General features: G+C 46.0%; 9 protein-coding genes and 1 riboswitch. Of the genes, 3 read left to right on the top strand and 6 right to left on the bottom strand.

Going from position 1 to position 11,696, the window contains the following annotated elements:
• Window positions 1-205: 205 nt before the first annotated feature.
• The 6 genes from PHP87_RS08150 to PHP87_RS08125 form a co-directional block, all read right to left on the bottom strand.
• Window positions 206-1,306: an ABC transporter substrate-binding protein gene (locus PHP87_RS08150; RefSeq protein ID WP_061214296.1), complete on the bottom strand. Its 1,101-nt coding sequence runs from the start codon at window positions 1,304-1,306 to the stop codon at window positions 206-208.
• A gap of 101 nt (window positions 1,307-1,407) precedes the next feature.
• Complete coding sequence (locus PHP87_RS08145; RefSeq protein ID WP_235811147.1) at window positions 1,408-3,177, bottom strand: radical SAM protein; 1,770 nt, start codon at window positions 3,175-3,177, stop codon at window positions 1,408-1,410.
• Window positions 3,178-3,309: 132 nt separating this feature from the next.
• Window positions 3,310-4,410: an ABC transporter substrate-binding protein gene (locus PHP87_RS08140; protein WP_061214298.1), complete on the bottom strand. Its 1,101-nt coding sequence runs from the start codon at window positions 4,408-4,410 to the stop codon at window positions 3,310-3,312.
• 310 nt (window positions 4,411-4,720) lie between these two features.
• Window positions 4,721-5,578 carry a DUF364 domain-containing protein gene (locus PHP87_RS08135; protein WP_061214299.1) on the bottom strand — a complete coding sequence of 286 codons (858 nt, stop codon included), beginning with the start codon at window positions 5,576-5,578 and terminating at the stop codon, window positions 4,721-4,723.
• Window positions 5,579-5,673: 95 nt separating this feature from the next.
• Complete coding sequence (locus PHP87_RS08130) at window positions 5,674-6,510, bottom strand: ABC transporter ATP-binding protein (protein ID WP_299920238.1); 837 nt, start codon at window positions 6,508-6,510, stop codon at window positions 5,674-5,676.
• A gap of 17 nt (window positions 6,511-6,527) precedes the next feature.
• Window positions 6,528-7,577: an iron ABC transporter permease gene (locus PHP87_RS08125; protein ID WP_299920236.1), complete on the bottom strand. Its 1,050-nt coding sequence runs from the start codon at window positions 7,575-7,577 to the stop codon at window positions 6,528-6,530.
• A gap of 202 nt (window positions 7,578-7,779) precedes the next feature.
• Window positions 7,780-7,927, bottom strand: a riboswitch (molybdenum cofactor riboswitch).
• Between the two features lie 417 nt (window positions 7,928-8,344).
• Here PHP87_RS08125 and PHP87_RS08120 point away from each other — a divergent pair.
• The 3 genes from PHP87_RS08120 (at window position 8,345) to PHP87_RS08110 (ending at window position 11,587) form a co-directional block, all read left to right on the top strand.
• Complete coding sequence (locus PHP87_RS08120; RefSeq protein WP_061214360.1) at window positions 8,345-8,674, top strand: metal-sensitive transcriptional regulator; 330 nt, start codon at window positions 8,345-8,347, stop codon at window positions 8,672-8,674.
• Between the two features lie 118 nt (window positions 8,675-8,792).
• A complete protein-coding gene (locus tag PHP87_RS08115) occupies window positions 8,793-9,002 on the top strand; it encodes a cation transporter (RefSeq protein WP_061214301.1) in 210 nt (69 codons plus the stop codon).
• 185 nt (window positions 9,003-9,187) lie between these two features.
• On the top strand, window positions 9,188-11,587 hold the full coding sequence (locus PHP87_RS08110) for a heavy metal translocating P-type ATPase (protein ID WP_276621497.1): 2,400 nt from the start codon (window positions 9,188-9,190) through the stop codon (window positions 11,585-11,587).
• The last annotated feature ends 109 nt before the right edge of the window (window positions 11,588-11,696 follow it).

The following is an 11,696-nucleotide window of genomic DNA, read 5'->3' as shown; positions in this document are numbered from 1 at the left end:
AGCCAATATCCAAACAGCAGCCCTCGCTTATTCCCATCCGGTTTATAATCTGTTCAGCCAGCACCGGATAAACCGGCGCAAATACTTCTCTGGCCATTCGGTCAAATTCAAGAGCGTTGATTTCCACTTTCATTTTCCCCTCACTTAAATATATATTAATATTAATTTCCTGAACGTCTCCTGTGCAAAGAATTCTCTCAGCTCATTACTTGCCACCTGAATCCTTCAGCAGAGAAGTCAAGTCTTCATCAGTCAGATTATAATGGTAGAATGTTTTATAAAATTCCCGGGTTTCTTCAGCCATATCATATTTATATACATCGGGGTAAAGTAAATTACCCAGCCATTTTAAACCCAACACCTGGTTCACTGATGGAGGTCTTTCAAACCAGTTGAAGGGACCACTCGGTACAGCATAAACTTTCCCGTTTTTTACCGCCGAGATGCTTTCCCATTTGGAATCACTCAACATCTTTTCATAATAACCACCCTGACCCATATTCCAGCTCAGAATCACATCGGGATTCCAGGAAAGAAGCTGTTCCAACGAAACCGGGGTTAAACCCTTGCCACCTTTCATAGCAACATCAGCCACATTTACTCCTCCCACCATATCAAGAACCCGAGTATGGGCAGAGCCCTTTGGTTCCGTTTGTAACCCGGCAGGTCCTTCAGCATAATATACCTTCAGACGCTGCTCTTCCGTAATGCTTTGAGCCTTGCTTTGAACATCCTTAACGCTCTCGCAGCAGTAAGCCCCTAATTTATTGGCCTGCTCCTTCAGATTCAAAATATCCCCGGCCAATTCGTAAGACTTATCCAATTTATTCAGATCACTGCTTAAAATAACCACCGGTATATCTAATTGCTGTTGGATTGAATCTGCCTGAGAAATTGCCATCTGGTCAGTATTACCTACGGCAAGGATAATATCCGGATGAATTTTCAATAATTCTTCAGTATTGCAGGTTGTCTTTGCATACCATCCACCTAAATGAGGCAGGTTCTGATATTTTAAGGGTAAATATTTACTTTCGCCCTGACGCAGTTCATTATTCCACCCAATAAGCAATTCCGGCTCCAGGGTATAAATAAAAACTACACCTACCGGGCTGGTTGGAAAGGCTTTTTCTATCTTGGCAGGTATCTCAACTTCCCGCCCCGCCATATCAACTACTGTACGTATTCCAGACTCCTTTGATGCGGTTGTCTCACTCGGCTTCTCATTACCGCAGCCAGCCAGACAACAGGACAGCAGTAGAGCCAGTATAGTCAGTAAGGCTATAAAACTTCGGTTTCTTTTCAACTTTATTCCCCCTCTTCATGATTCAGGGGATTCTCCCCTGACTCGCTTACTATAGAAATCAAGCTCTTTTAAAAACGCCGGTTGGCAAATATCCCGGATAATTATTTCCAGCTCCAGTGCATTGTTGGCTTGCTAAAAGAGCGATTAATGACGGCGGGATTATAGTCGCTCCGGTAAAATTCTTGGTAGAAGCGCCGGCTTTCCTCCTCTATATCGAAATGGTAAATCTCCGGGTGCAGGAGATTGGCCATATTCATAAGTCCCAATATCCAACGGGGATTACCAAAATCCCAGCCAGGAGAAGGATGCAAGAAAACTCTGCTATCCCGAACCGCAGGTATATCGATGGCATTCTCTGCACAGGACTGGAAAAAGCTCTTCACCGGCGCAGATATGAAGGCGGAAATAAAAACTACCTCAGGATTAAGCGCCATAAGCTCAGCCGGAGTAAGGGTTTCCCCGGGGCGTCCATCGATATCAATTTCCTTATTGACGCTGTACCCTCCGGCTAATTCCACCATCTGGTTTTCAAAACGTTCTCCTTTTATACAAAACAATGGCTTACCCATACAATAATAAACGCGTGGCAGCCGTTTTATACGGGGATACCCCGCTTCGATAAGGGCTATTTTTTCTTCTATATAGCCAGCCAGGGCTTCTGCCTGCAGGCTGCGTCCAACCATCTGCCCATAACGACGCAAGAGTACCAGGTAGGATTGTGGATTTTGCATCTGGTGATGCAGTTCCGGCAAGTGCTGTTCCTTAAGCACCTCTTCCCAGACCTTTACCACCTCCTGTTTATTCTCAACCCCCAGGGCAATGAGAATAGCTTGAATCATCTCCAGGGCGCGGGTGAAAGGGTAGCCGCCCTGAAAACCTCCTTCCTGGTATGGGTCAGCAGGAGCACCGTTGCTTATAGGCGAAAGCTGTCCACAATGAGGGCATACTCCGGCAGCTTCGTGAATTTCTTTTAGATTTTTCAATTTGGCTCCCATAGGACCATAAAAATCGCGGCGATACAGGGTAGAATTACACTGAGGACAGGGAGTATCCAGGTAACGGGTGCCAGGTGAATTAAAGAGGTAAACATGGGGAAGTTGCTGCTTTACTTCCGGCATGAATTCCTCCGCTTCCTGAATAGAAATCTCCCGCTCGGGGTCGGCGTCCTCGAAGGGGATAAAGCGCATCAACTGCAGGGGAATATCTGTTGAAATGCCGGCAATTATTCGGGCCAACTGCAGCAGTTCCTCCTGGTTGTCGCGCTCCAGTATACAGGACACTTCCACATGAACCCCGTTATCATGAAGGGTATTCAGGTTGCGTAAAACCGGTGCGGCGCTGCTTCCGCCGCAACGCCGGTAACTCTCATCGCTGAGACCTTTACTGCCAATATTGATAAAATCCAGATAAGGAATGATACTGGATAAAGACTGTTCACTAAAATAACTGTTGGAGGAGCAGCCGACCAGCAGACCAGCCTCTTTAGCCGTCCGGGCCAGGCGGCTAAAGGTAAAAAAGGAAGCCAGGGGATCATTTATCAGAAATGCAATCCCCAGGCATTCCTGTTTTCGGGCCAAAGCAACCACTTCATCCGGCTGCAGGCAGCGCAGGGCCTGGCTGCCTGCTTCCAACTCTTTTACTATTACTGTGGAGATACACCCGGAACAGCTGAAATTACAGCCGGCGGTACTGACCTGCAAAAACTTGCTGCCTGGGTAATAATGCAACATAGGCATAGTCTCAATAGAAATCGGGGTGGTTATCAGGTAGCGGTTGGGGTAACGTTCTACTATTTCATTTCCCTGATTGAGATAAAGGCCGCAAGCTCCACTCTTACCCTCAGGGATCTTACAAAACCTCTCGCAAATCATACACTTCACTTAAACAGTCCTCCTCATGATAATCCACCAATCAACTTCATGTTGTAGAAATTTCAGATACACTTTTATATCTCCTCGTTCAAAGCTTAATTGTAAAACTCTCCGGATATAACCCTGTAGTACTTACTTGCCTCCTGCATCCTTAAGCAGGGAAGTCAACTCTTCATTCGTCAGGTCATAATGGTAGAATTTTTTATAAAATTCTTTTGTTTCTTTTGCCATATCATATTTATATATATCGGGGTAAAGCAGGTTGCCCAGCCATTTAATGCCCAGTATGCGATTGGCCGAAGGAGGACGGTCAAACCAATTAAAAGGACCACTGGGTACCGCATAGACTTTTTTGTTCTGAACCGCAGCAATGCCCTCCCATTTGGGATCAGTCATTATTTTGTCAAAATAACCACCTTGAGTCCTGTTCCAGCTGATAATCACATCAGGGTTCCAGGAAAGAACCTGTTCCAATGAAACCGGGGTCATGCCCATGCCGCCTTTCATGGCCACCTCAGCCACATTTACTCCCCCTACCTTTTCCAGAACTTCCGTATGCCGTGACATCCTGGGGTCAGTTTCCAGCCCGGCGGCACCTTCAGCATAGTACACTTTCAAGCGTTCTTCCGGGGCTATGGTTTTTGATTTGTTTTGAGCATCACTTATTGCTTTCTGGCAGTAAGCTGCCAGTACCTGGGCTTTTTCCTCCCTATTCAACAACTTACCGGCAAACTCGTAAGTCTTATCGAAATTCGCCAGCTCGCCATTAATAAGGATAACTGGAATACCGATCTGCTCCTGTATCTCGTTGGCCTGGGAAATCGCCATGTCGTCTATTACACCTACGGATATAATAATATCGGGATGAATTTTTAACAGTTCTTCGGTATTGCAGGTAGCCTTGGCATACCAACCCCCTAAATTAGGCAAGTTGTGCAATTCAGGCAATATATATTCTTTCTCACCTTCGCGCAGTTCATAGTTCCAGCCAATCAATAATTCCGGATCCAGGGTATACAATAGAATGGTTCCTACCGGGCTGGTAGAGAAGACCTTCTTTATTTCAGTTGGTATGGTGTGCTCCCGTTGTGCATCATCAACAATAGTACGTACAGTGGGCTCGGTTGGCGGGGTTGTTTCCGGCGCCTTCTCTTTGCTGCAACCAACCAGACAACAGCTAAGTACCAGTGCTAATATGGTCAGTAATACCACGATATTTCTTGTTCTTTTCAAATTTATTCCTCCCTTTCACTTGCTTTTAGAAAACTGATTGTTGGCAACAACTGATTTCATGCCGAAGCATAGTTAATCTCCGTTCCCCTGACAATGTGATTAACTCCCGCTCCAGCATTTGATAATACTCGGAATTCTTTGTTTCACCTCCACTCCTCTTATTTGGCTAAAAACTTGTTCAAGGTTTTACTACAAAGGCTTTATTTAAAAACCTGGCTCAGTCAAATGCGAATGCCTTCATCATAATGTCCTCAATAAAAATATACTTTGGATTTTGTGTGGGAAATCCAGTCCATAATATGGATGAACTTTAATTGTCTTTTCGGGGATACAGGGTTATCTTATCCGCACAACGGCTGTAAAAGTGATAACCAGCCCCGGCTTCACCCAAAATGTCCAGGAGTTGGTCGGCGTCAGTTACCAGAACAGCTCCTATAGAACTAACGCCCCGGGCAAACAAAGGCCCGGGCAATATACTGGCTGATGGCCCCACCACTATGAATTGAGCATCCGGGCGGGCAGTGATAAGGAGTTCTTCAAGACTATCGTTAATCAAAGTGGTTCCGGTGCTGACAATTATATCCGCCCAGGGCAATACCTCCGCTGCCTTTTCCGGGGGGCAGAAATAAGGTATTTCTTCGGGTTTCAAGGTAGAGATATCCATCTCCAGAACACGGTAGGGAACCTTCCCGGTTTTTAACTTTTTCAGCAGGGGACCCAGGGCCCCGACTACAGCGACATTTTTATCTTGGGAAAAAACCATATCCAAAGGGTCCGTGTTTCGTTTGATTACATAATCCTGAGGTGGGTTATTAACCCAGGAAGTAGCAGATAGGGCACTTAAAATGGCTATAGCCAGGGCTTTTTTAAGTGCTGTATCTCCTTCTCGAATGGCTTCCTCTGCTATTTCCAAAGCTCGACGACCTTTTAGCATGCCAGCGCGGGGCATGCGTCCGGTAGAACTGGAACAACAAACGGCATCGGGCATCACCTTAACCGGGGTAGCGCAAATTCCTCCCTGGCCGTTGCTCAGTTTTACTCCGGTAAAAAAGACGCCAATAACCACCCGTTCAATGGTCAATTCGTTTATCGATTCCCCCAATAATACTTTTAACTGCTCCAACACCTCCTCCAAAATAGATTCCTGCCGCTTAACGATCACATTCATTTGCTTCTACCTTTCTAAAAGTGATTCCATCGCAAAAGTTAACATACTCCAACGGTAGTTCTCTAAATTTTTTCCAGATAAGTTCATTGGCTGCTTCAAGCGAAAGCATATTCTTTTCTCCTATCCATTGATTGCATGGGTTGTAACGCGAAGTTCCTGGAGGGGATACAAACCCGCAATTCCTGGTTCATGCGATTTTTAACACTTACTATATCCACATCTACCCCGTATAGTGTTTTTAATCTCTCCGCAGTTATGGTTTCACCCGGGGTTCCACTATGCAGGATTTTTCCTTCATTCAATAGCACCGCCCGGTTGGAATAGATGAAAGCATGCTCAGGAAAATGGCAGGACATTAAAACTGCTATATTCATTCCCGCCAGTTGCTTAACATGGCTCAAGACCTTGATTTGATTACCAAAATCCAGGCTGGCAGTGGGCTCATCCATAATGAGTATCCTGGGCTCCTGCGCCAGAGCCCGGGCAATCAGAACCAACTGCCTCTCCCCGCCGCTTATCTCCGTGTAAACCCGGTCACGCAGGTAGGAGATATTCAACATATCCAAAGCCTGTTCAGCGATTTTTACATCCTGGGGAGAGGGTGAAGAAAAGGGCTTGATATGGGCTGTCCGTCCCATCAAAACCACATCCAACACCTCAAAAGGAAAGGGCGGGGTATGCATCTGTGGAATATAGCCAATTACCCTGGCAATCTGGGCAGAAGTCCAATTCTTGATATTTTTCCCGTCTAATAGTACCTCCCCTCCTTGAACTGGTAAAAGACCCAGTATGGTTTTTATTAGAGTAGTTTTACCGCAACCATTGGCCCCTAAAAGGCCAACTACTTCCCCCACCTTAAGTTTGAGAGAAATGCCATCAACCACTCTCCTTTGCCCATATCCACAACTCAGGTTCCTAAATTCCATTTCCATTCCCATACCCCCAAAACTTATTTCCATCCCCATTTACTGTTCAATAGCAGATATAGAAAGAACGGTACCCCTATAAGTGCCGTCAATATCCCCAGCGGGATCTCCATGCTGGCCAGCAGGCGGGCCAGGTCATCAACCAGCAATAAATAGCCACCACCCAGCAAAATAGATGCCGGCAGCAATACCCGGTAGTTGGGGCCGACAATCATTCGCGCCAAATGCGGTATTACCAGACCTACCCAACCTATCATGCCGCTGATGGATACTGATGCTGCTGTCATCAAAGTACAGCAGACAATAACTATGGTTTTCATTACACCGGTATTAATGCCCAATACCCGAGCCTCTTCCTCCCCCATAGCCAGAACATTGAGGCGCCAGCGCAAAAGATAAAGCAAAATACAGCCGAACAGTATTGGAGTTAATACCATATATACATCCCGTGTGGTAATTGAAGCCAAACTTCCCATAAGCCAAAAGGTTATAGCCGGAAGCTTGTCGTAAGGGTCGGCAATATATTTAATACAGGAAATAGCGGCACTGAACAATGAACCAATCATAATACCCGATAGTACCAAAGCCAACATAGGGTCATGCCGAATCCGCAGGCTAATCCCGTAGGTTAAACCAACTGCCAGTAAGCCACCCACAAATGCCATCATTTGAATTCCCAGCATACTAAACGAGAAATATATGGCCAGAGCAGCCCCGAAACCGGCACCGGCTGAAGCTCCCAGTATATCCGGTGAAACCAGGGGGTTTTTAAACATTCCCTGGTAAGCCGCTCCGGCAGTAGATAAGGCCGCACCCACCAATATGGCAGCAAAAATACGAGGCAAGCGCACTTGAAATATTACCGTCTCCACAGTAGCATTCCAGTGAGCCTCTATAGGAAATACCCGCGAGGCCAATACCTCCAATAACTGTCCCGGGGGTACCGGATATCGCCCCAGAGCAAAGGAAAGGATGAAAATGAGTATGAGCGTAGATAATAAAATAAGGATTTTCCAGCCAGCATCTCTTTTTGTTTTTACTTCTGCAATTCTTTCTTTGATAACTGTCTTCACCGCTAGTACCCTTCCAATAACGTATATCTTTTTATGGCCCATCCCAAATCAAATTCGCATATTACTGTTTAAAATGATGGAAGTTAAAACCAGCATCGAAAGTTGATGCTGGTTTTTTCGCTATGTATATTAAGGTAAGAACCTAATCTCAATATATCGTTCAATACCTTAATGATAGTAGCAAATAATTGCTAACCCTTTAGCAGGATATACCATATCTTCTTTCCAAATACGGGAGGTACAGCCGTTTGCAGCTATCCCCCGGGGAGCAATCAAAAGGAAAAGCTCCTTTCGGCCAATTATCGAAGGCTTCAGGCTATAGGATAAAAGGCTCAAAAATATTATTATTTTTTTGATATAGATAAAACTCTCCTCTATCAACAAGCAAGATTTTGGCAGCAAAATTACTATAGTTATTTTTAGTTTTACATAGTTCGTTTACCATCCTATTTGTTCTATGTTTATATTTATTCTTGTTTGTTGATGTTGATATTTGTTTAATTCTATAAAAGTTTAAACGTTCCTGCCGAATAACAAAAATTCCTTATGATCAAAACTGCACAATTAGGAAAGTTATATTGGCAATCAATGCCTGGTACTAGAATCAACTCTTGGAATCAAATCTGAAGATACTATGGTTTTAGTTCGGAAACCCCGGATTATGCCGGTATCAAAATATAATAGCCGTCTTTCCACTAAAATTTTGCAATATTTACTTGCATAGTATAGGGGGGTATACTATATTATTAATGGATGGAGGTTATGATATGGAAAATGAAAGCAAGAATAGCTGTGCTAATTGCATAAAAACCAACAATAAAAACCGCTCCTGGAGTGACGAGAATGCCGTTAAAGAGCTCACGGTTCGTCTTAATCGCATCGAAGGGCAGGTACGGGGAATCAAGCGAATGATTGAAGAAGGTGTTTACTGTGACGACGTGTTGAATCAAATCACTTCAGCCCAGTCGGCTCTTTATGGGGTTGCCCGGCTGCTTTTGCAGAAGCATATGAAATCATGCGTCAAGGAGCAACTGGCATCAGGCGATGAGCAGGTTATCGATGAGGTTCTGGCAACTATTTTTAGAATGATGCGGTGATTTTAGTGAGCCGGCATTGGCAATAATTTAAGCATCAGAAGAAACTGCGGAGCAGTTTCAACACACCGCTGCAACGAGGTGAGGAATTCGGTAAAACATCCGGGAGGAGGTGAGATTTATGGAAGAGGTCATTCTAAATGTAGAAGGAATGAGCTGCAATCATTGCAAAATGGCGGTGGAAAAGTCATTGCAAAGCCTTTTCGGAGTAAAGAAGGCGGATGTTGATTTGGCCGCAAAAACAGTTAGAGTTGCTTATGAAACGGGAAAGCTAACTCTTAAAGATTTTGAAAAAGCTGTGGCTGAGGCCGGCTTCGAATTGCTTAAATAGACCGGCATTGTAATGGGAAAGTTAACCTTGCTGCTTGCGCGGGGCATTGCATGAGGATATCCTCGCATGTTACCTGTATTGATTCCCTGGGCTCCGGGTTACAAAAACAATGATGAAAAGTGAGTTTGCCTGGCATTAATAACATAAGTGCCTGGCACCATTCAGCTTTAAAGGAGATATTGGCCATGGAGGAGATAAAAAGCACCATTAGAATAGGCGGCATGTCCTGTGCCGCCTGCTCGGCACGGGTAGAGAAGAAATTGAACAACCTGCCGGGAGTGAAAAAGGCCCAGGTTAACCTGCTCAGCAATAAGGCCACAACCTTTTATGATCCGGGGATAATCAAGCTATCCGACCTGGAAGAAGCCATACGTCAGATTGGTTATGAAGTGCTGCCCGAGGAGGACGGCAATTATATCAACGCCACTTTGGCTATTGAGGGCATGTCCTGCGCCGCCTGCTCGGCGCGTATTGATAAAAAGCTGAACAGCACCCCGGGAGTGGTAAATGCCAGTGTTAACCTCCTTACCAACCTGGCTAAGGTAAAATATGACCCCCAGTTGATTAGCATTGATGAAGTTGAAAAAGTGGTCGATAAGCTAGGATATCCGACCCACTGGATAGAGCAGAGGGAGCATCCGCTCGATAGCCCGGACAAAAATACGGAAATCAAAAATCTGAAATTATTGCTGGTAGCTTCTGCTGTTCTGGCCTTTCCTCTAATACTTAACATGCTGTTGATGATCTTCGATATTCAGGTAACTCTTTTGCATAATCCCTACTGGCAACTGGCTCTGGCCACACCGGTTCAATTTATTATCGGCTACCGTTTTTACCGGAGCGCATTTTTGGCCCTGCGCTCCGGAGGCAGTAATATGGATGTGCTGGTGGTCTTGGGCACTACCGCAGCCTATTTTTATAGTTTGTACAATATTTACCAGGGCGAGATGCATAATATATATTTTGAGGCTTCGGCAACTATTATAACCCTGATACTATTAGGCAAATACCTGGAGGAGCGGGCCAAAAATAAAACTTCCGAGGCCATCCGGGTTCTGGGCAGCTTGCAGCCTCGTTCCGCCCGGGTAGTACGGCAGGGAGAAGAAATGGATCTCCCCATAGAAGAGGTTAGAACCGGCGATCTGGTGGTTATTCGTCCCGGAGAGCGGATTCCTGTAGACGGAATCGTGGAGGAAGGCCATTCAGCAGTTGACGAATCCATGCTGACCGGGGAAAGCCTGCCGGTGGAGAAAAGGCCGGGTGATCCGGTGGTGGGTGCCAGTATCAATAAGAACGGCAGCCTGAAATTTGTAGTTACCCGCACCGGCCAGGACACCACCCTGGCTCAGATTATACGGATTGTGGAGGAAGCTCAGGGTTCCAAAGCCCCGGTGCAGAAGATAGCCGATCAGGTTTCCGGCATTTTTGTTCCTGCGGTTATAGGAATAGCCCTGCTTACATTTATTCTGCAATACTGGTACAACGCTAATATCAGTATTGCTGTTACCACAGCAGTGGCAGTTCTGGTAATAGCCTGTCCCTGTGCCCTGGGGCTGGCCACCCCCACTGCTATAATGGTGGGAACGGGAAAAGGCGCGGAAAACGGCCTATTAATCAAAGGCGGTGAATTCCTGGAATTGCTGCATAAAGTGGATGTAGTAGTCCTGGACAAAACCGGCACCATAACCCGGGGAAAGCCTGCTCTTACCGATATTATAAGCCTGGATGGCTATGTAGAAAGTGAAATACTGCACTGGGCGGGAATCCTCGAAAAACATTCCGAGCACCCCCTGGGCGAAGCTATTTATGCTTCGGCCCGTGAACAATACGGGGATTTGCCTGATCCCGAGGATTTTAAAAACTATCCCGGTCAAGGTGTGACGGGAAAAAGCACCAACCTGGCTTTAGCCATAGGCAACCGCAGTTTTATGCACAGCCGGGCTATCGATACTGCCGAGGCCGAACAGCAGGCCAGGCAGCTGGAGGAAGCAGGCAAAACCGCAATGTACCTGGCTATAGACGGCAAGCTGGCCGGATTGCTGGCAGTGGCCGATACGATTAAAGAAAACGCACTTTTGGCTATTCAGGAACTTAAGGATATGGGCCTTGAAGCATATATGATCAGCGGAGACAACCAGCATACGGCACAGGCTATCGCCCGGCAGGTGGGAATCGAAACAGTGCTGGCCGAAGTATTGCCGGAGAGGAAGGCTGAGGAAATCGAGAAAATAAGGCAAAGTGGTAAAATAGCAGCTATGGTGGGCGATGGGATTAACGATGCCCCGGCTCTGGCCACTGCCGATATCGGCATAGCCATTGGCAGCGGGACTGATGTGGCTATGGAAACGGCCGGCATTGTTTTAATGAGCGGTGACCTCAGCGGGATTTCCGCGGCCATTAAATTATCCCGGCAGACCATGCGTATAATCAAGCAGAATCTATTCTGGGCCTTTTTCTATAACAGCATCGGTATACCTTTTGCGGCTCTGGGCTTTTTATCTCCGGTCATAGCAGGGGCAGCCATGGCCTTCAGCTCCGTATCAGTGGTAAGCAATTCCCTGCGCTTAAGACGCTTTGAACCGTAAACGGGATGTTTCTCTGAAACCTTAAGTTTCGCACCCCACATAATGCTGATTCCCAGAATACTTAAATCAACCCTTGGCCTGGTTCCGGTGAGAGATGGAAAACCCGTTT

Source organism: Syntrophomonas sp. (assembly GCF_028707975.1).
GTDB lineage: Bacteria > Bacillota > Syntrophomonadia > Syntrophomonadales > Syntrophomonadaceae > Syntrophomonas.
This window is presented reverse-complemented; position numbering and strand designations above follow the sequence as displayed.

Bases quoted from the DNA above. Each gene is read 5' to 3' on its own strand.
- PHP87_RS08145 (WP_235811147.1), bottom strand. From the start codon at position 3,177: ATGATTTGCGAGAGGTTTTGTAAGATCCCTGAGGGTAAGAGTGGAGCT.
- PHP87_RS08135 (WP_061214299.1), bottom strand. From the start codon at position 5,578: ATGAATGTGATCGTTAAGCGGCAGGAATCTATTTTGGAGGAGGTGTTG.
- PHP87_RS08130 (WP_299920238.1), bottom strand. From the start codon at position 6,510: ATGGAAATGGAATTTAGGAACCTGAGTTGTGGATATGGGCAAAGGAGA.
- PHP87_RS08120 (WP_061214360.1), top strand. From the start codon at position 8,345: ATGGAAAATGAAAGCAAGAATAGCTGTGCTAATTGCATAAAAACCAAC.
- PHP87_RS08115 (WP_061214301.1), top strand. From the start codon at position 8,793: ATGGAAGAGGTCATTCTAAATGTAGAAGGAATGAGCTGCAATCATTGC.
- PHP87_RS08110 (WP_276621497.1), top strand. From the start codon at position 9,188: ATGGAGGAGATAAAAAGCACCATTAGAATAGGCGGCATGTCCTGTGCC.